This is a genomic window from Plastoroseomonas arctica (assembly GCF_018128965.1).
Lineage (GTDB): Bacteria > Pseudomonadota > Alphaproteobacteria > Acetobacterales > Acetobacteraceae > Plastoroseomonas > Plastoroseomonas arctica.
In genome coordinates this window covers 1-22,357 of record NZ_JAAEDH010000029.1, presented here as the reverse complement: position 1 = coordinate 22,357, position 22,357 = coordinate 1, and the positions used below count along the sequence as shown (strand labels likewise).

Below are 22,357 nucleotides of genomic sequence, written 5' to 3'. Positions count from 1 at the left end.
AATGCTTCGTGACGTGACCCCACCCACCCCTCTCCCTCAAGCTCTCCCCATGATCCTGCGCCGCTCCATGCTCGCGCTCGTTCCCGCCAGCGCCGTCGCGCAGCGCAGCCTTCGGCGCACGCCCGAACAGATGGAGGGGCCGTTCTACCCGCGCGCCATCCCGGACGATGCCGACGCCGACCTTCGCCGCGTCATCGGCGCCTCCCGCGAAGCCCGCGGGCGGCCGTTGTTGCTCGAAGGTTTCGTCCGCAACATCGTCGGCGTGCCCCTGCCCGGCGCCCGCATCGAAATCTGGCAGGCCGACAGCCAGGGGATCTACCTCCACCCGAGCGACCGCATCGCCCAGCGCGACACCGGCTTTCAGGGCTATGGCCGCGCCACCGCCGATGCGCAGGGGCGCTACGCCTTCAGGACGATCCGCCCCGGCCGCTACTCCGGCCGCACGCCGCACATCCACCTCCGCGCCGACATGCCCGAAGGTGGCGCGCCACTCACCACCCAGGTCTACTTCCCCGACGAGCCAGGCAACGCCCGCGACGGGCTGTTCAGCCGCACGCCCGAAGCCGAGCGCCCGCTGCTGGTCGCCCGCCTCGAAGCCACCGATGACGGCCAGCGCGCCATCTTCGACATCTTCACCTCCCGTCTCGAACGCGGCCTGCCCAGCCGATAGGCGCGCCGCCTGCGGGCTTGCCTCCCCCGCACGCCCCTGCCACACCACCGCCGCCCATGACCGACGACACCCCCAACCCAGCCCTGCTCCCCGCCGGCTTCGCCGACGCGCTTCCGCCCGAAGCGGAGCGCGAAGCCGCCTTCGTCGAAGCCATCATGGCGAGCTTCGCCCTGCACGGGTACGAACGGGTCAAGCCGCCCCTGCTGGAATTCGAGGACAGTCTCCTCGCCGGCTCGGGTGCCGCCATCGCCGAGCAGACCTTCCGACTGATGGACCCCGTCTCCCAGCGCATGATGGGGCTGCGCGCCGACACCACGCCCCAGGTCGCGCGCATCGCGGCGACGCGCCTGGCCGCCGTGCCCCGCCCGCTGCGCCTGTCCTATGCCGGCCAGGTGCTGCGGGTGCGCGGCACGCAGCTCTCCGCCGCGCGCCAACTCCCACAGGTGGGCGTCGAACTGATCGGCGCCGAATCCGCCGCCGCCGATGCGGAAGTCGCCGTCGTCGCGGTCGAGGCACTCGCCGCCGTGGGCATCGAAAACCCCTCGCTCGACATCACCCTGCCCACCATGGCGCCGAGCCTGCTCGACGACGCCGAGGTCTCGCCCGACCTCCGCCGCCGTCTCGCCCGCGCGCTGGATCGCAAGGACGCCGCCGCCGTGGCCGAGGCCGCCGCCGAGGGTGGCGCGGCACTGGCGGGCCTCACCCCCCTGCTGCACGCCGCCGGCCCGGCCGATGGCGCGCTGGCCGCCCTCGCCAAGGCGTCGCTGCCGCCAGCAGCGCGCGCCATCGCCGACAATGCCGCCGCCGTCATCGCCGCCATTCTCGCGCGCGCGCCGGGCCTGCGCATCACGCTCGACCCGGTCGAGTTCCGCGGCTTCCGCTATCACACCGGCGTCGCCTTCACCCTCTATGGCCCGGGCGCGAGCGGCGAGATGGGCCGCGGCGGCCGCTACCTCGCCCAAGGTGGGGAACCCGCGACGGGGATCTCGCTCTACCCCGACGCCATGCTGCGCGCCGCGCCCAGCGCGCCCGGCCCGGCGCGGCTGTTCCTGCCGCTCGGCACCGACGTGGCCACCGCCCGCCGGCTTCGCGCCGAAGGTTTTGTCACCGTTGCCGCCCTTTCGGCGCAGGATGACGCGGAGCGGCTGCGCTGCTCCCACACGCTGGTCGGCGGCACGCCTGTCGCCCTCAAACGGAAGAAGGTCTGACGCCATGGCGAATGTCGCGGTGATCGGCGCGCAATGGGGCGATGAGGGCAAGGGGAAGGTGGTCGACTGGCTTGCCTCCCGCGCCGATCTCGTCGTGCGCTTCCAGGGCGGGCACAATGCCGGGCACACGCTGGTGGTGGGCAACGTCACCTACAAGCTGTCCCTGCTGCCCTCGGGCGTGGTGCGCGGCAAGCTCGGCATCATCGGCAATGGCGTTGTCCTCGACCCCGACGCGCTGCTCGCCGAGATCGCGAAGGTCGGCGCCCAGGGCCTGTCCGTGACGCCCGAGAACCTCCGCATCGCGGAGAACGTGCCCCTCATCCTCCCGCTGCATCCGGCACTCGACAAGGCGCGCGAGGCGGCACGTGGCGAGGACAAGATCGGCACCACCGGGCGCGGCATCGGTCCCGCCTATGAGGACAAGGTCGGCCGCCGCTCGATCCGCCTGTGCGACCTCGCCGAACCCGAGACGCTCTCGGCGAAACTCGACGAACTGCTGCTGCACCACAACGCGCTGTTCCGCGGCCTCGGCGCTCCGGAATTCGAGAAGCAGCCGCTGCTCGATGCGCTCCTGGCGCTGGCGCCAAAACTCCTCCCCTTCGCCGAAGCCGTGTGGGAGCGCCTGGACACCGCGCGCAGCGAAGGCAAGCGGGTGCTGTTCGAGGGCGCCCAGGCGGTGATGCTCGACGTCGATCACGGCACCTACCCCTACGTCACCAGCTCCAACACGGTCGCCGGCGGTGCCGCGGCCGGCTCGGGCGTCGGCCCTGACGCGGTCGGTTATGTTCTCGGCATCGCCAAGGCCTACACGACCCGCGTCGGCTCCGGCCCCTTTCCGACCGAACTGCACGACGAGACCGGGCGCCTGCTCGGCGAGCGCGGCCGCGAATTCGGCACCGTCACCGGCCGCCCCCGTCGCTGTGGGTGGTTCGACGCCGCGCTGGTGCGCCAGGCGGTGAAGCTCGGCGGCGTGAACGGCCTGGTGGTCACCAAGCTCGACGTGCTGGACGGGCTGCCGGAGCTGAAGATCTGCATCGGCTACGAGGTCGACGGCGTGCGCATGAAGCGCCTGCCCGCCGCCCAGGGTGCGCAGTCCCGAGCGACGCCGGTGTTCGAGACCCTGCCCGGCTGGCCCGGCTCCACCATGGGGGCCCGCAGCTATGGCGAGCTGCCGGCCGAGGCGGTCAAGTACATCCGCCGCATCGAGGAGCTGGTCGAGGCGCCGGTGGTGCTGCTGAGCACGAGCCCGGAGCGTGACGACACGATCATGATGAAGGACCCCTTCGCGGGGTAGTTCGCGCTGCGGCCGCCTCGCCCGGGGCGCATGCGGTGACGTGAGCCCGCGCCGGGCGAGGCAGGCCCGGCGGCCGCCACGATTCTGGCACTGAACCGGTTGCCGTCGCATTGGCGCGGCCAGAGGGGCCCGCCCTCCGGCTGCGGCCGCCCGTGAGCATTGCACCGCCTTCTCTCGGTTCATCGGCGATGAACCGCCGCGACTGTCATCCTCTGGCTGCCCGGGGCGACGCCCATGCGCGTGCGCTGCCCTCAGACGCGCCGCGCATCCAGCCCCTGCCGATCGCCGTAGCGCACGAATGAGGCGGCGAGGTCCATCCCCGCAGGCGGTATTTGCCAGATCCCGCATCCGGCCCGCGCTGAGCCGCTTGCAATGAGGAAATGCGCCGATTTTTTTCTTCGGATAATCCCTTTTTTCGAAGAAATTTTACAAAAAGAATCATTTTAGGTGCGTAAAAAATAAGTTTAATTTTAGTATTGACGTTCCCCGTTATTTGTGCGTTTTATTTTCAATAGTGTAATTTTCGGCCACACATTCCTGAGTGCGCAACGACTTAGGGGTGAGTAGAATGTTTCGGCGTTTCATTCCGGTGCTTTTTGGCGCGGTAACGGTGGGGCTGACCGCGCCCGTCCAGGCGCAAACCCAGCTCGCCGTGGGCGGGGGAATCACGCCGCTCGATACAACCGGCATCCTCGGCGGGGTCTCGATGTCAGCCTCCGCCACCACCGGTACGCTCAGTGTTGGCGTCCTGGGTGGCCCGCAAACCGACATCTTCACGCAGAATGCCGCCCTTATCTCCGGCGCCACAGCGGTCTCCACCGCCGCCTCCAGCCAGGGCAACATCGTCTTCAACAGCAGCTCGACCGTGTTCGGCGCCATCGGCGTCACCCAGCCCGGCGGGCCCTTCCTGCGCGCCATCTCCGGCGGCAATACCGGCACGACGGTCAACTTCCTCGGCCCGGTCTTCGCCACCACGCTCGATGTGGTGGGAACCGGCACGGTCAATTTCGCTTCCGGCTCCACCAACATCACCGCGACGAACTTCGCCGCCGACGGTACCATCGCCCTCGCCCCCAACACCACCCTGATCGGCGCCCTGACCTCGACCGCGGGTGCGAACACCGGCACCCTCTCACTGGCCAATGGCAGCGTGCTCAACGGCGCGGTCGGCGGCGCCTCCGGCCTGCGTTCGATCAACGTCGTGGGCGGGTCCGACACGGCGGGCGCGACGGCGACCATCACGGGCGCGGCGAATGCCTTCGCCTTCTCGCTCGGCACCAACACGCTCAACGTCGGCGGCGCGCTGACCATCGCCAATGGCGGCGCCGGAGGCGTGGTCAACACCACGCTCGCCAGCCCCACCGTCTTCGGCAACATCCGTCCCATCGGGGCCACCAATATCGGCCCGACGCTGCTGGTGAACGTGACGGTGCCGGCGACCAGCTTCATCCCCGTCGGCACCCAGTTCGCGGTCATCCAGACCCGCGCCGGCACGCTGCAGAGCGGCACCAACGGGTCCGTCGTCTCGGTCTCCGTCCAGAACCCGACCAACCCGCTCTATACCTTCGCCGCCATTCCCGCCGCCGGCACCATCGCCGGCGAGGTGGTGATCACCACCACCGGCACGCCGCTGCTCGTCCCGGTGCAGCCGCCCGTGAACGTGCCGCTGCCGCCGGCCCTGCCGGTCGCGGCCACCATCGTCCCGGTGCTGCTCGCGATCGCACCCGCGGCCCCCGCCGACCTAGTCATCAACGTGCTGCCGGCGATCAACGCGCTCACCACTGCGAGCGATGTCGTCAGCGCCGTGGCGCAGCTGGCCCCGTCCGGGCCCGCCATCGCCGCGCCGCTGGTCACCTACCAGGGCACGACGCAGTTCCGCGGCCTGCTGCTCTCGCGCCTTGAGGATATCCTGTGCGGCCCGGCCCGCCCGGAGGAGCCAGGCAACACCTTGTGCCGGGAGGAACAGCGCCCGGGCTGGTGGGTGCGCGGCTTCGGCTACTCCGGCCAGCAGGGCACGCGCGACGGCATCGCGGGCTACGACGTTCGCATCGTCGGCACGATGATCGGCTATGACGCGCCGCTGGGGCCGGATACGCGGGCCGGCATCGGGTTCGGTTTCGCGCGCAGCGTGGTCGATGGCGATACCTTCGGCGCCGGCACCGCGCGGACCAGCTTCAACAGCTACCGTGCCACGGCCTATATCGGGCATGAGATTGGCCCGTGGTACGTGCATGGCGATGTCGGTATCGGGCTGAACGCCTATACCGGCGAACGCAACATCGCCTTCGCCGGGGTCAGCCGACGCGCGGATGCCGATTATTCGGGGCAGGACTACACGGGCGCCGTCACGACCGGCTACCGCTTTGCGACCAACGGCTTCGTCGTCACGCCGCGCGCGGCGCTGCAGTACACGCACGTGAACATCGGCGCCTACACGGAAACCGGCGCCGGCGACCTCTCGCTGCGGGTGCAATCGCAGAGCTATGACTTCGTCGAAGGCGTGCTGGGCCTGCGGATTGCGCGACCCTTCACCAATGAGGGCATGCGCATCGTCCCGGCGGTGCACGCGAACTACATCCGCGAGCTCAACAACCCGCGCCTGAGCAACACCGCCTCCTTCGCCAGCGCCGCCTCGCCCAGCTTCACCACGCAGGCGCCGACGACGGGGGCCAACACCTACAATGTCGGCGCCAGCATCAATCTGCTCTCCTGCACCTGCGCGACGCGGGTGTGGTCGGTCGAAGCCTCCTACGACTATGAGTGGCGGGATGAGCGCTACGCGGCGCACCGGGGCATGCTGCGCATGGCCGGACGCTTCTGAACGGGCGGGCGGCGGACCACCGCCGCCCGCCAGATGGGCGAGGCAGGTCGCCTGCGGGCCGTGCCTGCATCCGCCCAGCCGTGCGGGGCGCGTCGAGGCCAGGATGCCGGCAGGCAGGAGTTGTTTGCCCTGTCAGTCGGCCCTGCCGCGCCGCGCCGGACACATTGCCTCAGGCGCGGTGGGATCCTGGCGCCCGGCACGGGTGCCACGCCTTCGTCAAACCCGGCTTGACGCAATCCTGCCTGGCGCCGGAGCCGGACGGCGCACCAGGAACAGCAGGACCAGCCCCGTGGCCGAGGCAGCCGCGCCGGCCAGGGCAACCGCGGGAAAACCCATCCCCGAGGCGATGACCGCCCCACCCAAAGCCGCGCCGATGGCGTTGCCCAGGTTGAACGCGCCGATGTTGACCGCGGATGCCAGGTTCGGCGCATCCGCCGCGGCGGCCATCACGCGCAGCTGCAGCGGCGGCACCAGAGCGAAGCTCGCCACACCCCACAGGAAGATCAGCCCGGCGCTGACGCTTGCGAAGGGCATGGCGAAGGCGAAGGCGACCAGGACCGCGCTGAGCGACGCCAGGGTGACGATCAGGGTGCGGTCGACCGACCGGTCCGCGAACTTGCCGCCGAGCCAGTTGCCCACCGTCAGCCCAACGCCATAGGTCACCAGCATCGCCGTCACGAAGCCGATCGACGCCTGCGTCACCTGCTGCAGGATGGGCGTGATGTAGGTGAAGACCGTGAACATGGCGCTGGACCCGATCACCGTCAGCGCCAGGGCGGTCAGCACCGGGCCGCGCGCCAGCACCTTCAGCTCGGCCAGGGCGTTGCCGGTCTTCGGCGCGGCGAGCGCCGGCAGGGTCAGCCGCAAGGCAACCATGGCACCGACGCCCAGCGCCGCGATGCCCCAGAACGAGGCCCGCCAGCCGATCTGGTCGGCGGCCCAGGTCGCGAGCGGCACGCCCACGACATTGGCGATGGTCAGGCCCATGAACATGGCGGCGACGGCACCCGCGCGCCGGTTCTCCGCCACCAGGCTTGCCGCGACGATCGCGCCCACGCCGAAGAAGGCGCCGTGGTTCAGCGAGGTGACGACCCGCGCCGTCAGCAGCATGGAATAGCTGGTCGATATGGCGGCGAGCACATTGCCGATCGTGAAGATCGCCATCAGGGCGATCAGCAGCGTCCGACGCGGCACACGCCCGGTGGTCAGCGTCATCAGCGGTGCGCCGAGCATGACGCCGAACGCATAGGCGCTGATCAGCAGCCCGGCGATCGGGATGGAGACGCCCAGATCCGCGGCGATGATGGGCAGCATGCCCATGGGCGCGAATTCGGTCACGCCGATGCCGAAGGCGCCGACGGCCAGGGCCAGGATGGGAAGGTTGGGTTTCATGGCGGGCTTTCAGAGTTTCGGTGGGCAGAGTTTCGATGGGCAGAGGTTCGGTGTGGGTCAGGCGGGCGCGCATGCCCCCTGGGAGGGCCGATGCACAGATGGACAGCCTGCCGGGGCGGCATTAGACAGGAATGATGCCAAACAGTTTTGTCGTGGACGCAAAGCTGCGGGTCGGCAGCCCGGATCGCGCCCGTGAGCTCGCGGTCTTCGCCACGGCCGTCGCGGGGGGCAGCTTCTCGGCCGCCGGACGGGCCCTGGGCCTGACGCCGTCCGCGGTCAGCCGGACCATCGATCGGATCGAGGCGCGGCTCGGCGTGCGCCTGATGGTCCGGACGACCCGGCTGCTGACCCTGACAGCCGAGGGCCAGGCCTATCTGGGCGCGGCGCGGCGAATCCTCGCCGACCTCGACGACGCGGAACGCCAGATCGCCGATCAGGGCGCGCCGCGCGGGCGGCTGCGGGTGAGCGCCGCCTTCTCGCATGGGCGCCTGCTGATCGTGCCCCTGCTGGGTGAATTCGCCCGGCTCTATCCGCACATTCTCGTCGATATCAGCCTGTCCGACGCCATCGCCGATATCGCCGGCGGCCAGGCCGACGTGGCCATCCGCTTTGGCCTGCTGCCCGACAGCCCGCTCACCGCGCGGCGCATCGGCGAGACGGGCCGCGTCATCGTCGCCTCGCCCGACTACCTGGCCCGGTGCGGCACGCCGGGGATCCCCGAGGATCTGCATGACCACAATTGCCTGAACTTCAACTTCCGCCGCGCCGAACCGGTCTGGCCCTTCCGCAAGGACGGGCGCGACTACGCGCTGACGGTCCAGGGCAATGTCGAGGCCAACAATGGCGAGACGCTCGGCCAATTGGCGCGCGACGGCGTGGGGATCACCCGCGTCGGCCGGTTCAGCGTGGCGGAGGACCTCGCCGCCGGCCGGCTGGTGCCCTTGCTGGAGGCGTTCAATCCCGGCGATGCCGAGCAGATCCACGCGGTGTTCCTCGGCGGTGCCAACCTGCCGGCGCGGGTGCGCGTCTTCGTCGACTACATCGCGAGCCGTCTGCGCTGACGCGCTCGGTCAAGCGCCGCGCGCGACGGGAGCTGCGGCATCATCGGGACGGCGAGGCGCGTCAAACCTTGCGCCCGGCGTGTTCCGGCGTAGCCTTCGCGCAGCGGGCCGAGACCCGCGCGGAGGAACACCATGCCCCCCATCTGGAAGGTCCTGCTCGTGGCGTTGCTGATGACGGCCTCCGCGGCGCAGGCACGTATCCTCGGCATCGAGATCACCGCCACCGAGCCCTTCGCGGCCGGCCGGGATTTCGGCGCCGGGCCCTATCGCATCATCCGCGGCATCGCGCGCGGCGCGCTCGACCCGAATGACCCGCGCAACGCGGTCATCGAGGGTCTCAACCTCGCACCCCGCAACGCGGCGGGGCTGGTCGAATACACCACCCAGTTCGAGATCCTGCGCCCCGAGGACCCCGCCCGCGCCTCCGGCCGGCTGGTGCATGAGGTGACCAATCGCGGCCGCAAGATGATCTTCGCCTACCTGCAGGACGCGACGGCGCCGCAACCCGCCATGAACGCCATGGCGGCGGGTGCGGTGGGCAATGCGCTCGCCCTGCGTCTGGGACACACGCTGGTCTGGAACGGGTGGGACCCGGATGTGCCGCGCGAGGGCGGCAGCCTCACCATCACGCTGCCCGAGCTCAACCACGTCATCCGCACCATCCGCGACGAGTTCGTCTTCGGCGTGCGCCTGGGCGGGGATGGCCTAGCAGCACCGCTCTCCTATCCACTGGCCGATGCGAACCCGGCGCTCGCGCGGCTCACGGTGCGCCGGGGGCGGGCCGATGCACCGCGCGACATCGCCTTCGAATATGCCGGGCCGCAGGCGATCCGCCTGCCCGGCGGCGCCGCGTTCGAGCCGCTTTCGATCTATGAGTTCCGCTACCCGGCGATGGGCGCGCGGCCGCTCGGCATGGGCTTCGCCGCGACGCGCGACCTGGTCTCACACCTGCGCCACGCCGGTGCGGGCAGCCCGGTCGCGGACATCCCGATCGCGGGCGTGCTTGCGGTCGGCATCTCGCAATCCGGGCGCTATCTGCGCCACCACCTCGGCCTGGGCATGAACGCGGATGAGGCGGGGCGGCGCTTGTTCGACGGCATGCTGGTCCATATCGCCGGGGCGGGGCGCGTCTTCATCAACGAGGCCTTCGCCCAGCCCAACCGCACCGCCACCTGGCACGAGGACTTCTCCTTCCCCGAGAACTGGTTCCCAATGGCGCATGCGGCCTCGGAGGACCCGGTCTCGGGCGAGACGGCGGCGCTGCTGCGCGGCGATGGCTCCGACCCGGTCATCCTCGAGGTCAACACCTCGACCGAGTACTGGCAGAAGGGCGCCTCGCTGATCCACACGGACCCCGCCGGGCTGCGCGACCTGCCCGAGCCGGCGAATGTGCGCCACTTCCTGATGGCGGGCACCAAGCATGGCGGGCGGGCCGGGCTCACCACCGCACGCGGTGGCTGCGTGAACCCGAACAACCCGCACTCCTCCGGCCCGCTGCTGCGCGCGCTGCTGGTGGCCCTCGACGATTGGGCGACGCGCGGCATGGCCCCGCCCGCGAGCCGGGTGCCGCGCATCGCCGACGGCACGCTGGTGAGTGCGGCGGCGGTGCTCGAGGCCTTCCCGCCCGTCCCCGGCGCGGTGCGCCCGCCCTTCGCCACGCCGATCGCCCCGGTGCTCGACTGGGTCGCCGGCACCCGTGGCGACGAGCGCGCCTGGCGCCCGCTGGTCCCGGCGGTAGACGCCGATGGCAATGAGCGCGCGGGCGTCCTGCTGCCCGACCTGGCCGTGCCGCTCGGCACTCAGACCGGATGGAACATCCACGCCGGTGCCGGACTCGCCGCCGAGATGTGCGACCGCGAGGGCAGCTTCTTCGCCTTCGCCGAAACGCGTGCCGCGCGGGACGCCGCGGGCGATCCGCGCCTGTCGCTCGCCGAACGCTATGGCGCCGTTGGCCGCCCGCGGGACCGGGTGGTGGCGGCGGCGGATTCGCTGGTCGCGGCGCGGCTGCTGCTGCCCGAGGATGCGGCCGCCTTCGTCGCGGCCGCCCGGCCCTAGCCGCCCGCGGCGACACGTCGAATCGCCGCGACCTAAAGGCTTTCGTAACGCCCCGCTCGCATCATGAGGCACCCGCACCCGGAGCCTCATGATGCGCCGCCTCGCCCCCGCCTTGCTGTTCGCCGTCGCCGGCTGTGCGCAACACTATGATGACCGCCCCGTCCAGATCGCCGGACCGATCGAATACGCCTTCGCCCGCCGCGGCGGCCGCGTGGCGGCGCGCATGCCCACGCAGAGCTGCGCGATGCCGGCGCTGGATGACCCCATGCTCGCCTCCCGCCTCATCGATGCGAGCCTGCTCGACGTAAGCTTCGGCCTGCCCGAGGTGGTGGTGTTCGACTGCGCGCGCCGGCGCTAGCCCATCAGGGAGACATGCGCCGCAACCACCCGCCAGCCCACATCCGGGATGCGCGCCCAGCTCTGGCTCTGGCGGCCGATCCTGTCGCTGCCCTCGCGCTGGAAGGTGGTGTTGCAGGTGGCGAAATCGGTCCCGTAGGTGGTGATGACGGTGCGCAGCAGGGTGCGCTTGAGCCCCTGGCCGGAGCGTCCGGCGCGGAACGCCTTGATCTCGTCATAGCCGTGCAGGATTTCGGTGGCGCCATAGCGGAGCGTCAGCGGGCTGTCCCAGAACAGCTCGTCGAGCACCGCCACGTCGTTGGTGGTCAGCGCCGCCTCGTAGCGCATGAACTGCGCGGTGACTTCGGCGAGCGTCGCCGGGTCGTTCAGGATCACGCGACATCTCCCTTAACCGGTGGCGCGGCGCAGATGCCCGCCGCTTCGAGCGCGCGTGCGACGCGGAAGCACAGATCCTCGCGCCAGGGTGCGGCGATGATCTGCACGCCGATCGGCAAGCCCCCCGGTGTGCCGGCGCGCGCGGGCTCGGCCAGCGGCGCGCAGACCACCGGCAGCCCGATGCAGGAAATCGGCTGGGTGAAGACGCCCAGGTTCGGCCGCACCGGCATCTCCACGCCATCGATCGAGACCATCGCCTGGCCGATCTTCGTGGCGGAGAACGGCGTCGCCGGGGCGAGGATCACGTCCACCTCCTCGAACACGCGCGCGACACCCTCTCGGTAGGCCTGCCGCATCCGCTGCGCCTGGCTGAGCCAATGCGCCGGCAGCAGGGCACCGGCGAGGAAGCGGTCCCGCGTGCCGGGGTCGAAATCGGCCGCGCGGGTGCGCAGGTTCTCCATGTGCAGGTTCGCGCCCTCGCACATGGTGATGAGGAAGGCGGCGGCGCGGCCGAGCGCGGCATCGGGGAGCGTCACCCGCGCGCCGACGCCCAGCGCCTCGGCGACCAGCGCCACGGCGGCGAAGGCCTCGGGGTGGCCACCCTCCGCGAAATGCCCGTCCGCGACCGCGATGCGCAGCCCGGCGATGCCGCCCTCCAGCCCCGGCAGGACCGGTGCGAGGCCGTGCCAGGTCTGGGGGGGGTCGTCCGCGTCGCGGCCCTGCAGCACGTCGTAGACGAGTGCCAGGTCCTCGAGCGTGCGCGCGAAGGGGCCGAGATGGTCGAAGCTGGCCGCGAACATGGTGCTGCCACCGCGCGACAGCCGCCCATAGGTGGGCTTCACCCCCCAGATGCCGCACAGCGAGGACGGCACCCGGATGGAGCCGTTGGTGTCCGAGCCCAGCGTGATCGGCACCAGGCCCCCGGCCACCGCCGCGGCCGATCCGCCCGAGGAGCCGCCGGCGATGCGCGTGAGGTCATGCGGGTTGTGGCAGGGCCCGTCATGCGCGTTCTCGGTGGTGAAGCCATAGGCGTATTCATCCATGTTCAGCGCGCCGCACATGATGGCGCCCGCTTCCTGCATGCGCCTCACCAGGTAGGCATCGGCCTTGGCCGGCGCGCGGTCGCGGTCGATCTTGGAGCCTGCGACGGTGACGATGCCGGTGAGGTCGAACAGGTTCTTCACCGCCACCGGCACGCCGGCGAGCGGGCCGGGGTCGCGGCCCTGCGCGATGGCGGCATCGACGGCGGCGGCCTCGGCGCGCGCGCGGTCGGCGGTGATGGTGGTGAAGGCGTTGAGCGCCGGATCGCGCGCGGCGATGGTGGACAGCGCGGCCTCGGCGACGGCGGCAGCGGTGGTCTCGCCCGCACGGACGGCACGCGCGATGGTGGCGGCGGATGTCACGCGCGGCGGCCGGCGATGAAGACGGGGGCGGCCTCCACGTCCCGCGGGAGGGCGCGGGCCTCGATCATCGCGGCCATGCGGGCGGCGAGGCGCAGATTCTGCACCACGCCGGGCAGGTGCGCCGCATCGATGGGCAAGCGGATGAGGCGCGCTGTCTCGCGCGCATAGGCCTCGGCGTCGAATTCGGGGGGGCTCATCAATGCGCTCCGGGGTGGCTTGGGTGGAGCGTAGCAATGGCCGTGCCGAAGAAAGCGGCAGGGGCGCTGCCCCTGCAACCTCGCCGGGGAGGCGCGGCCTCCCCGGACCCCGCGTCAGATGTAATGGGCGTCTGTCGTGCACTACCTTCCAGGCCATGGCGGAACAAGACAACTGCGACAGACCCTCGCAGAGCACGCCGAGGGTCAGGCCCGAGCGCCTTCGTGGCGGCCGCCTCGTCTATGCCGTCACCCGCACGGCGCCGCCTGGACGACAGGTTACCCATGAAACAGGCACGTTCCGGCAGACCAGCAGCATCCATCGCAACTTCGTCGTGATCGTGGATTCTTGCACGGGAGAGGCTCATCCCATGGCGCCGTTCGAGACGGCGGATGGGCAGAACTGGGATATCGTCGAACCATTTATCGAGCAGCTGGACTTGCCACCGTGCGATCCATCCGCGCCGGCCGGTCCTCGATAATAGTTCCGTCCCGCTTTTGCGCCGCCATGCAAGGCGAGGGCGAACATGGCTGGAGCAGAAATCTTGATCGTCGGAATTATTTCCTATAACCTCCGCTCCCCCCTCCGGAGCCCGCCCCGCAATGCGCACCCCCATCCTCCCCCTCTCCGACGCCGCCTGGGCCGCGCTTCTCCCCCACATCCACCGCACCCCCTCGACCCCTGGCCGCCCCATCCCCGACCTCCGCGCCCGCTTCGACGCCCTCTTCGCGGCCGTTACTTCAGGCAAGCGCTGGACTCATTACGAAGCCCCCGGCGCCACCCCCACCCCAACTCTCCACCGCCACTTCGGCCGCCTCGCCCACGCCGGTCTCTGGGCCCGCTTGCTCGCCCTGCTCGCGTCGAAGGACTGCCCCGCCCCCATCAAGTCCCTCGCCGCCGCCATCCACGCCGCCCACCGCCGCACCATCCGCATCCTCGGCCTGCCCGCCATCCTCGTCGCCCGGCGCCTGCACATCCACGAGGCCCTGCCCGCCCCCTCCTGGCTGCTGCCCGATCCGGATTTGTCCGAAACCGTGCGCGGGCTGCTGAAAACCATCGTCATGGACTACCTGCACCCGCAGGCGCTGGCGCATCTCCGGCTCTGCAAGGCGTTGCTCCGCACCGCCGGCGGCCGCGCGCGCATCCCCTCCTGCCTGCGCACGCTCTGATGCGCCCGCGAACCGCAACAAAACCGCCCCATGCGCTTGACCCCCCTTCCTTCCCCTGCCAAACCCCGGCCCCATCAGCCCCAGCCGGGGCAGACCAGGCCGGGGTTTCCGGACCACTCCCGCGACAAGAGGCCAACACGCCATGCGCGACACAGGCGAGTACCTGTTCACGTCGGAGTCCGTCTCCGAAGGCCACCCAGACAAGGTCGCGGACCGCATCTCCGACACGGTGCTCGATGCGTTCCTCACCGCCGACCCCTATGCGCGCGTCGCCTGTGAAACGCTCGTCACCACAAACCGCGTGGTCCTCGCCGGCGAAGTCCGCGGCCCCGGCTCCGTCACGCCCGAATACCTGATGCATCTCGCCCGCCTGGCCATCCAGGACATCGGGTACGAGCAGGAAGGCTTCCACTGGCAGCACGCCAAGATCGAATGCCACCTGCACGCTCAGTCCGTGCACATCGCCCAGGGCGTGGACGCGGCCGGCAACAAGGATGAGGGTGCCGGCGACCAGGGCATCATGTTCGGCTACGCCTGCACCGAGACGCCGGACCTGATGCCAGCGCCGCTCTACTACGCGCACCTGCTGCTGCGCCGCATCAACGAGATGCGCCACAACCACGACAAGGGCGTGGCCGGCCTGCTGCCCGACGCGAAGTCCCAGGTCACGCTGCGCTATGTCGACGGCAAGCCCGTGGGTGCCACGTCCATCGTGCTCTCGACCCAGCACGAGGAACACCTCGACCAGGCCGAGATCAAGCGCCTGGTGCGCCCGATCATCGAATCCAGCCTGCCCGAGGGCTGGATGTGCCCTGAGTCCGAGCTCTACGTGAACCCGACCGGCACCTTCATCATCGGCGGCCCCGATGGCGATTGCGGCCTGACCGGGCGCAAGATCATCGTGGACACCTACGGCGGCGCGGCCCCGCACGGCGGCGGCGCCTTCTCCGGCAAGGACCCGACGAAGGTCGACCGCTCGGCCGCCTACGCCGCGCGCTACGTGGCGAAGAACGTCGTCGCCGCGGGCCTGGCCGAGAAGTGCACCATCCAGGTGAGCTACGCGATCGGCGTCTCCAAGCCGCTGTCGGTCTATTTCGACCTGCACGGGACGGGCAATGACGTGGACGAGGTGAAGCTCGCCAAGGTCGTGACCGAGATCATGAACCTCTCCCCGCGCGGCATCCGCGAGCACCTGCACCTGAACCGCCCGATCTACGTGCCGACCAGCGCCTATGGGCACTTCGGGCGGACGCCCGACGAGGAAAAGGGCACGTTCACTTGGGAGAAGACGGATCTGGTGCCTGAGCTGAAGCGCGCGTTTGGCCGCTGACCCAAGGCTTGGTATCGGCTTCGCAGCCGGCACCAGAAAGCCAAAAATAAAAGAATGGGGTCTGGGGAAATTCTTTTCCCCAGCCTTGTCTTCATGACCGCCGACCGCCCCCCGCTCGCCGAGGGCATCCCGGACCGCCTCTACGGCCGCCGTCGCGGCCACGTCCTCCGCCCCCGCCAGCAGCGCCTCATCGACCTCACCCTCCCGCGCCTGACGCTCACCGACCCCGCCCACCCCTTCCCGCACCCGGTCGCGGGCCTCTGGCTCGAGGTCGGCTTCGGCGGCGGCGAGCACGCCTATGTGCTCAGCCGCGCCAACCCCGATGTGGGCTACATCGCGAGCGAGGTTTTCGAGAACGGGCTGTGCTCGCTGCTCACGCGACTCGCGCCGGATGGGGAGGAGGCCACCGCGCCCCTGCCGCCCAACCTCCGCCTCTGGCCACGCGACGCGCGCCACCTGGTCGCGGCGCTGCCGGAGGGCGCACTCGACAAGCTGATCCTGCTCTTCCCCGACCCCTGGCCGAAGGCGCGCCACGCCAAGCGCCGCTTCGTGAATCCCACCTTGCTGCCGGCGGTCGCGCGCGTGGTGCGGCCGGGTGGCGAGTGGCGCGTCGCCTCGGACGACCCGACCTACCAGGCCTGGGTGACGGAGACGCTGGCGCGGCAGGACTTCTTCGCGTCCGCCGCCCTGGCCACCACCCGCCCGGAAGGCTGGCCGCCCACGCGCTACGAAGCAAAAGCCCTGCGCGAGGGCCGCCAGCCGCTCTACTGGTCCTTCACGCGGCGCGTCTCTTGAACTTTTGGCGTCGCCTCAGGGCACCATCAGCGTGAACGGCCACACATAGGCCTGCGCCATCACCAGCATCCCGACCAGGATCGCCAGCGCGATCGAGTGGAAGAACACGAAGCGCAGGATATCGGCCTCGTGCCCATACCACTTGGTCGCGGTCGAGGCGACAACGATGCTCTGCGCGTCGATCATCTTGCCCATCACGCCGCCGGATGAATTGGCCGCGGCCATCAGCACGGGGGAAAGGCCAAGCTGCTGCGCCGTCACCTTCTGCAAGCCGCCGAACAGGACGTTGGACGCGGTATCGGAGCCGGTCAGCGCCACCCCCAGCCAGCCCAGCAACGTGCCGAACAACGGATAGATCCATCCGGTCTGCGCGAAAGCGAGCCCGAGAGATGCATCCGTGCCCGAATACCGGGTGACGAAGCCCAGCGACAGCATCGCGGCGATGGTCATCAGCGAGTAGCGGATCACATACAGCGTCCGCCCATATTCCCGGATCATCGCCATCGGCGAGTACTTCATGATGAAGCCCGAGATCAGCGCCGCCACCAGGATGCCCGTCCCCGCCATGGACAGGATGTTGAAGGCATAGACCGCCGCCTCGCGCGCCGGCGCGGCCACCACCGGTGGCACCTTCTGCACCAGATTGTGCAGCCCCGGCACCGGGTAGCGATAGATCCACAGCCCATCCAGCCAGGCCTTCACCTGCGGCACACCCCAGGCGAAGACGAAGACCGAGAGGATGATCCAGGGCAGCCAGGCGCGGAACACCTCGCCCCCGCTGCGCAGCACCGGCGCCACTGCCGCCGGGATATCGGCCCGGTCCCGGCTCACCGACAGCCACAGCTCCCGGGGCTGCCAGACCTTCAGGAACGCCGCGAGGCAGCCCATCGAGACGAGCGCGGAGACCACGTCCACCAGCCACGGCCCATGGAAATTGGATACCGCAAATTGCGGCACCGCGAAGGACACGCCGGCCACCAGCAGCGCGGGCCACACCTGCCACATGCCGCGAAAACCGGAGAAGGCCACGATCAGCCAGAACGGCACGATGATCGAGAAGATCGGCAATTGCCGCCCGATCATCGACGAGAGATCGAACAGGTCGAGCCCGGTGACCGCGGCCAGCGCTATCACCGGCGTGCCCAGCGCGCCAAAGGCGACCGGCGCGGTATTGGCGATCAGCGACAGGCCGGAGGCCGCGAGCGGCGCGAAGCCCAGGCCGATCAGCATCGCCCCGGTCACCGCGACAGGGGTGCCGAAGCCGGCCGCGCCCTCGAAGAAGGCGCCGAAGGAGAAGGCCACGAACAGCAATTGCAGCCGCCGGTCCCGCGTCAGCCCGGCGATGGAATCGCGCAGGATGTCGAACTGCCCGGCCTGCTCGGTCAGCCGGTAGAGGAAGATCACGTTGAGAATGATCCAGCCGATCGGCATCAGCCCGCTCGCCGCGCCATAGAGCGCGGTCGCACCGGCCATCTCCGCCGGCATCCCGAAGCCGAACACCGCGACCGCGAGCGCGGTCAGCAGGCCGAGGCCGGCGGCAACATGCGCGCTGATGTGGAGGAAGCCGATGCTGCCCAGCAGCACCACGATCGGAATCGCCGCGAGCAGCGTCGAAAGCGTCATGCTGCCCAACGGATCATAGACTTGCGACCAGCTCACGCGCGTTTCCCCCAGCCTTCTGCGTCGATGCGCCCGCATTGCGCGATGCTGCCGCCCGGGACAAGGGGCGAGGGCCGTCGTGGAAGATTGATTCGCCGTAAGAAATCGGAGCAAAGATTAAGTCGTGGCGAACACACCGCCGCCCGGCGAAGGGTCTGCCTCGCTAGCTGCCGCGCCACAACCGCGTGAGAATGGCCGAGCCGGCACGGTGATGGCGGATTGCCATCGCCACGTGGCCTGCAACCAGCGTGAGCAGCAGCACTGCGCCGGCCCAGTGCACCCATTGCAGCACCGCAAAGCGCGCCGCGTCCGGCCCCACCACATGCGGAACCGGGATGACCAGGAACAACGTGGTCTCGACCGCGCCAGGTGCCGAGGCCGCCATCAGGTAGCCAACGACCGGCATCGCCAGCAGCAGCGCGTACAGCGCGGCATGCCCCGCCGCCGCCGGCCAGCCGCCTTCGCCCTTTGGGCGCCCGCGCGTCAACCGCAGGACCAGGCGCCACAGCACCAGCGCGAACACGATGATCCCGAGGCTCTTGTGCAGCTGATACCCCAGGAACTTCGCCGCCAGTGCCGAGAAGGGCAGCGCCACCATCCAAAAACCCAGCGCAGCCGAGAACAGCACCAACCCCGCCACCCACCAGTGCAGCCGGCGCTGCGCCCTGCTCCAGCTCATCAGACGAACAGTTGGACGGTCACGCCCAGGGTGATCCGGTCGGAGATCGTGTAGGCATCCGCGACCATCCCATACTGCGATCGCAGCATCGTTCCTTCCGCCTGGAAGGTGGCGATCTCGCGGCCCGAGCCAGCCTCCCGCTCCTGGCCGACGAGGCGCGCCTGCATCGTCAATGGGCGCTCGATGCCCTTCACCGTCAGGGTGCCGAGGATGGGAAAGCCCGTCGCCTGGCCCGCGCCGGTCGCGGCCCCGCGGAACCGCGCCTTGGGATGATGCGCGGTGTCGAAATACGCCTCCGAGCGCAGCATCTCCACCGCGCCGGCATACCCCATCGCGATGGAGCCGGTCTCGACCTCCACCTCGACCTGCGCGGTGCCGGTGCGTTGCGGATCCAGGCGCACGACCGCGTCGAACTTCTCGAACCGGCCGGTCGAGGCGAGCATGCCGAAATGCCGCGCGCTGAACGACAGCACGCCGCGATCCTGGTTGAATGCATAGATGTTGCGCTGCTGCGCCCGTGCCGGCGCCGCCAGCGCCACCACACCCATCGCCAAGGCGCCTCGCCTGCCGGTCAGCATGTCAGAGCACTCCTCGATCAGGCGATGTATGTTCGCGCGCGGTGGCCCAGCACAAGGCTGGGCTTGTCCCGCGTGCCGCAAATCGCTATATCCGCTTCGTCACAATCCGATGTTCCGGGGGGTGGCCTCGCGAGAGGCCGCCTTTTTTGTTGCTTTCAGCCTGCTCTGCACACTGGCCCCCGTACCGCGCATGACCGAACGCCCCATCCACGAAGGCCTCGAGGCCCGTATCGCCGACACCATCGCGCCCACGCTGGAGCACATGGACTACGAGCTCGTGCGCGTGCAGGTCAGCGGCAAGGAACGGCCGGTGCTGCAGGTGATGGCGGACCGCGCCGATGGCGCACCCTTCCGCGTCGAGGATTGCGAGGCGATCTCCCACGCGCTCGGCGCCGTGCTCGACGTCAACGACCCGTTCAAGAACGAGTGGTCGCTGGAGGTCAGCTCGCCCGGCATCGACCGGCCGCTCACCCGCGCCAAGGATTGGGAGCGTTTCGCCGGCCACATCGCCACCGTCGAGCTCGCGCTGCCCATGGAAGGTCGCCGGCGCTTCCGCGGCATCGCCCTCGGGGCGGATGCCGAGAATGCCCGCCTGAAGCTCGAAGACGGCACCGAACTCACCGTGCCGCGGCAGAATATCCGCCGCGCGAAACTCGTGCTCACCGACGAACTCATCGCCGCCACCGCGGCACCAGCCGCGAAGAACTGAGGGACACCCCATGGCCATCGACATCGCCATTCCCCGCCCTGAATTGCTGCAGGTCGCCGAGGCCGTCGCGCGCGAGAAGATGATCGAGCGCGACGAGGTGCTCGAGGCGATGGAGCAAGCCATCCAGAAGGCCGGCCGCGCCAAGTACGGGCACGAGAAGGACATCCGCGCCGAGATCGACCGCCGCAACGGCGCCGTCACGCTGCGCCGCTACACCGAGATCGTGGACGCCGAGCCGGTGGAAAACGAAGCCACCCAGATGCCGCTGCGCATCGCGGTGAAAATCAAGCCGGGCATCACCACCGGCGAGTTCATCATCGACCCGCTGCCGCCCATCGATTTCGGCCGCATCGCCGCGCAGACGGCCAAGCAGGTCATCGTGCAGCGCGTGCGCGAGGTCGAGCGCCACAAGCAATTCTCCGAATACAAAGATCGCGTCGGCGAGGTCATCAACGGCATCGTCAAGCGCACCGAGTACGGCAACCTCATGGTCGATCTCGGCCGCGCGGAGGCCCTGCTGCGCCGCGACGAGACCATCCCGCGCGAGGCCTACCGCAACGGCGACCGCGTGCGCGCCTACATCTACGACGTGCGCGAGGAACCCCGCGGCCCGCAGATCTTCCTCAGCCGCACGCACCCCGGTTTCCTCGCCAAGCTCTTCGCGCAGGAGGTGCCGGAAATCTATGACGGCATCATCGAGATCAAGGCCGTCAGCCGCGACCCCGGCAGCCGCGCCAAGATGGCCGTCATCAGCCGCGATTCTTCCATCGACCCCGTCGGCGCTTGCGTCGGCATGCGCGGCTCGCGCGTGCAGGCCGTTGTCGCCGAACTGCAGGGCGAGAAGATCGACATCATTCCGTGGTCGCCCGACAACGCCACCTTCATCGTCAACGCGCTCGCCCCCGCCGAAGTGAGCAAGGTGGTCCTCGACGACGAAGCCCGCCGCTGCGAAGTCGTCGTCCCCGATGATCAGCTCAGCCTCGCAATCGGCCGCCGCGGCCAGAATGTCCGCCTCGCCTCCCAGCTCACCCGCTGGGACGTGGACATCCTGACCGAGGCGGAGGAATCCGAGCGCCGCCAGGAGGAATTCCGCAAGCGCACCGGCCTCTTCGTCGAGGGCCTGGACGTGGACGACGTCATCGCCGGCCTGCTCATTGCCGAAGGCTTCACCTCCATTGAGGACGTCATCGCCATCGACGACGAGGAACTCGCCGCCATTGAGGGCTTCGACGATTCCGTGGCCGTGGAGCTCAAGCGCCGCGCCCAGGCCTTCCTCGACAAGCGCGACGGCGAGCTCGACGAGAAGCGCCGCGAACTCGGCGTGGTCGACGAGGTCGGCGATCTCGGCGGCTTCACCCCGTCCATGATGGTCCAGCTCGGCGAAAAGGGCGTGAAGACCACCGAGGACCTGGCCGACCTCGCTTCCGACGAACTCATGGAGATCCTCGGCGAGGAAGCCATCGACGAGGAGACCGCCAACGCCGTCATCATGGCCGCCCGCCAGGCCGCCGGCTGGTTCGGCGACGAGGAAGCACCCGTCGTCGAGGAGGAGACCGGTGACGGAGCCCCAACCTGACGCAGCGCCCAAAATCGAGCCCGAGGACGAGCCCGAGCGCGGCCCGCTGCGCCGATGCATCGTCACGCGCGAGAGTGCCGCGCGCGAGACCATGCTCCGCTTCGTCGTCGCACCCGACCGCACCCTGGTCTTCGATCTCGCGGCCAAGCTGCCAGGCCGGGGTTTGTGGTTGAGCGCGCGGGCCGATGTGCTAGAACGCGCGCTGACACGCGGCGGGTTCATCAAGGCGGCGCGCGGTCCGATACACATTTCCCCTGACCTGCGGCTGCAGATCGTGGACGGCCTCAAGGGGCGCATCCGCGATCACCTGGGTTTTGCGAGGCGGGCGGGGCAGGCGGTGACCGGCTTTCAGGCGGTGCGCGAATGGCTGCAGGCCGGTCGCGCGGCCCTGCTTGTCGAGGCCGCGGGAGGCAGTGCGTCGGAGCGCGAAAGACTGCTCGGCCGTCGCGACGTGCCGGTGGTCACACCGCTCGTTGCGGAGGAGCTTGGCGGTATCTTCGGTCGCGCGCATGCGGTGCATGTGGCCCTCGCGCCCGGGGCATTGGCGGGGCGGGTCGAGCAGGACGCATTGCGTTTGGCCGGCTTCGTCACGACATAGGCGGCCTCCCACGGTCCCGACGCGTGGCGGATCCGCGCGGCCCGCGCTTGCCGGGCAGACCGCTCTGGGCTTACTTGCCGCGTTTCCGCGCAGGCTGAGTGACGACAGACGGGCGATGAGAAGACGAACGCCGTGCGCAATGGGCGCTCCGCGTGATGCTGACGAGGATTGGGTTCGGACGCCGAATGAGTGACCATAACGACCAGGACGCGGCCAAGAGCCGGCTGAGCCTCCGCCCCTCCGGGCGTCTCGAGCTCGGCAAGACGGTGGATGCCGGCAGCGTCAAGCAAAGCTTCTCCCACGGCCGCTCCAAGACCGTGCAGGTCGAGCTCGTGAAGAAGCGCGTCGGCCCGCCGACGCCGAGCAGCGGCCCGGCGCGCGCCAGCGGCGCGCCGCCGATGGCGAGCGGTGCGACCGGCCCCGCCCAGGCGCT

General features: G+C 69.9%; 21 protein-coding genes. 14 read left to right on the top strand and 7 right to left on the bottom strand.

Annotation, left to right across the window (positions count from 1 at the left end; all coding sequences use genetic code 11):
* The first annotated feature begins 49 nt into the window (after nucleotides 1-49).
* The 4 genes from GXW79_RS19565 to GXW79_RS19550 all read left to right on the top strand — a co-directional run bounded on the left by GXW79_RS19565 (nucleotide 50) and on the right by GXW79_RS19550 (nucleotide 5,993).
* On the top strand, nucleotides 50-670 hold the full coding sequence (locus GXW79_RS19565) for a dioxygenase family protein (protein ID WP_211876136.1): 621 nt from the start codon (nucleotides 50-52) through the stop codon (nucleotides 668-670).
* A 56-nt stretch (nucleotides 671-726) separates the two neighbouring features.
* Nucleotides 727-1,878 (top strand): ATP phosphoribosyltransferase regulatory subunit, encoded by a 1,152-nt coding sequence (locus GXW79_RS19560; protein ID WP_211876135.1) that lies wholly within the window; start codon nucleotides 727-729, stop codon nucleotides 1,876-1,878.
* 4 nt (nucleotides 1,879-1,882) lie between these two features.
* Nucleotides 1,883-3,172 carry an adenylosuccinate synthase gene (locus tag GXW79_RS19555; protein WP_211876134.1) on the top strand — a complete coding sequence of 430 codons (1,290 nt, stop codon included), beginning with the start codon at nucleotides 1,883-1,885 and terminating at the stop codon, nucleotides 3,170-3,172.
* Nucleotides 3,173-3,740: 568 nt separating this feature from the next.
* Nucleotides 3,741-5,993, top strand: coding sequence for an autotransporter family protein (locus GXW79_RS19550; RefSeq protein ID WP_211876133.1), 2,253 nt, complete (start codon nucleotides 3,741-3,743; stop codon nucleotides 5,991-5,993).
* Nucleotides 5,994-6,209: 216 nt separating this feature from the next.
* Here the strand turns inward: GXW79_RS19550 and GXW79_RS19545 are convergent, their stop codons facing one another.
* Nucleotides 6,210-7,385, bottom strand: coding sequence for an MFS transporter (locus tag GXW79_RS19545; RefSeq protein ID WP_211876132.1), 1,176 nt, complete (start codon nucleotides 7,383-7,385; stop codon nucleotides 6,210-6,212).
* Nucleotides 7,386-7,537: 152 nt separating this feature from the next.
* On the opposite strand from GXW79_RS19545, the gene GXW79_RS19540 reads away from it, so the two are divergent.
* The 3 genes from GXW79_RS19540 (at nucleotide 7,538) to GXW79_RS19530 (ending at nucleotide 10,859) form a co-directional block, all read left to right on the top strand.
* Nucleotides 7,538-8,446, top strand: coding sequence for a LysR substrate-binding domain-containing protein (locus GXW79_RS19540; RefSeq protein ID WP_367614977.1), 909 nt, complete (start codon nucleotides 7,538-7,540; stop codon nucleotides 8,444-8,446).
* A gap of 132 nt (nucleotides 8,447-8,578) precedes the next feature.
* A complete protein-coding gene (locus GXW79_RS19535) occupies nucleotides 8,579-10,501 on the top strand; it encodes an alpha/beta hydrolase domain-containing protein (protein WP_211876131.1) in 1,923 nt (640 codons plus the stop codon).
* A gap of 91 nt (nucleotides 10,502-10,592) precedes the next feature.
* Entirely contained in the window at nucleotides 10,593-10,859 is a 267-nt protein-coding gene (locus GXW79_RS19530; protein ID WP_211876130.1) for a hypothetical protein, read from the top strand.
* On the opposite strand, the gene hpxZ is transcribed toward GXW79_RS19530, so the two are convergent.
* The 3 genes from hpxZ to GXW79_RS19515 are packed head-to-tail and all read right to left on the bottom strand — an operon-like array spanning nucleotide 10,856 to nucleotide 12,833.
* The gene (gene hpxZ / locus GXW79_RS19525; RefSeq protein ID WP_367614976.1) at nucleotides 10,856-11,233 is read right to left on the bottom strand and encodes an oxalurate catabolism protein HpxZ; all 378 of its coding nucleotides are present in this window, start codon (nucleotides 11,231-11,233) and stop codon (nucleotides 10,856-10,858) included. The two genes, GXW79_RS19530 and hpxZ, sit on opposite strands and share 4 nt — an antisense overlap.
* Nucleotides 11,230-12,636 (bottom strand): AtzE family amidohydrolase, encoded by a 1,407-nt coding sequence (locus tag GXW79_RS19520; protein WP_211876129.1) that lies wholly within the window; start codon nucleotides 12,634-12,636, stop codon nucleotides 11,230-11,232. The genes hpxZ and GXW79_RS19520 overlap by 4 nt, the downstream gene beginning before the upstream one ends.
* On the bottom strand, nucleotides 12,633-12,833 hold the full coding sequence (locus tag GXW79_RS19515; protein ID WP_211876128.1) for a DUF4089 domain-containing protein: 201 nt from the start codon (nucleotides 12,831-12,833) through the stop codon (nucleotides 12,633-12,635). Before GXW79_RS19515 ends, GXW79_RS19520 begins: the two co-directional genes overlap by 4 nt.
* Before the next feature lie 600 nt (nucleotides 12,834-13,433).
* Here GXW79_RS19515 and GXW79_RS19510 point away from each other — a divergent pair.
* From GXW79_RS19510 to trmB, 3 genes are all read left to right on the top strand, one after another.
* On the top strand, nucleotides 13,434-14,000 hold the full coding sequence (locus GXW79_RS19510) for a transposase (RefSeq protein ID WP_211876127.1): 567 nt from the start codon (nucleotides 13,434-13,436) through the stop codon (nucleotides 13,998-14,000).
* A 142-nt stretch (nucleotides 14,001-14,142) separates the two neighbouring features.
* Nucleotides 14,143-15,330 (top strand): methionine adenosyltransferase, encoded by a 1,188-nt coding sequence (gene metK / locus GXW79_RS19505; protein WP_211876126.1) that lies wholly within the window; start codon nucleotides 14,143-14,145, stop codon nucleotides 15,328-15,330.
* Between the two features lie 93 nt (nucleotides 15,331-15,423).
* Nucleotides 15,424-16,125: a tRNA (guanine(46)-N(7))-methyltransferase TrmB gene (gene trmB / locus GXW79_RS19500; protein WP_211876125.1), complete on the top strand. Its 702-nt coding sequence runs from the start codon at nucleotides 15,424-15,426 to the stop codon at nucleotides 16,123-16,125.
* Nucleotides 16,126-16,140: 15 nt separating this feature from the next.
* On the opposite strand, the gene GXW79_RS19495 is transcribed toward trmB, so the two are convergent.
* The 3 genes from GXW79_RS19495 to GXW79_RS19485 form a co-directional block, all read right to left on the bottom strand.
* Nucleotides 16,141-17,784: an L-lactate permease gene (locus GXW79_RS19495; protein WP_211876124.1), complete on the bottom strand. Its 1,644-nt coding sequence runs from the start codon at nucleotides 17,782-17,784 to the stop codon at nucleotides 16,141-16,143.
* Between the two features lie 163 nt (nucleotides 17,785-17,947).
* Nucleotides 17,948-18,463, bottom strand: coding sequence for a cytochrome b (locus GXW79_RS19490; protein WP_211876123.1), 516 nt, complete (start codon nucleotides 18,461-18,463; stop codon nucleotides 17,948-17,950).
* A complete protein-coding gene (locus tag GXW79_RS19485) occupies nucleotides 18,463-19,041 on the bottom strand; it encodes a YceI family protein (RefSeq protein ID WP_211876122.1) in 579 nt (192 codons plus the stop codon). Before GXW79_RS19485 ends, GXW79_RS19490 begins: the two co-directional genes overlap by 1 nt.
* A 190-nt stretch (nucleotides 19,042-19,231) precedes the next feature.
* Between GXW79_RS19485 and rimP the strand changes: the two genes are divergently transcribed.
* The 4 genes from rimP to GXW79_RS19465 form a co-directional block, all read left to right on the top strand.
* Complete coding sequence (gene rimP / locus GXW79_RS19480; RefSeq protein WP_211876121.1) at nucleotides 19,232-19,750, top strand: ribosome maturation factor RimP; 519 nt, start codon at nucleotides 19,232-19,234, stop codon at nucleotides 19,748-19,750.
* A 10-nt stretch (nucleotides 19,751-19,760) separates the two neighbouring features.
* Nucleotides 19,761-21,326 (top strand): transcription termination factor NusA, encoded by a 1,566-nt coding sequence (gene nusA / locus GXW79_RS19475; RefSeq protein WP_211876120.1) that lies wholly within the window; start codon nucleotides 19,761-19,763, stop codon nucleotides 21,324-21,326.
* A complete protein-coding gene (locus GXW79_RS19470) occupies nucleotides 21,307-21,924 on the top strand; it encodes an RNA-binding protein (RefSeq protein WP_367614975.1) in 618 nt (205 codons plus the stop codon). The genes nusA and GXW79_RS19470 overlap by 20 nt, the downstream gene beginning before the upstream one ends.
* 185 nt (nucleotides 21,925-22,109) lie before the next feature.
* Nucleotides 22,110-22,357, top strand: a 248-nt coding sequence (locus tag GXW79_RS19465; protein ID WP_211876119.1) for a translation initiation factor IF-2 associated domain-containing protein, incomplete at its 3' end; no start/stop codon positions are given.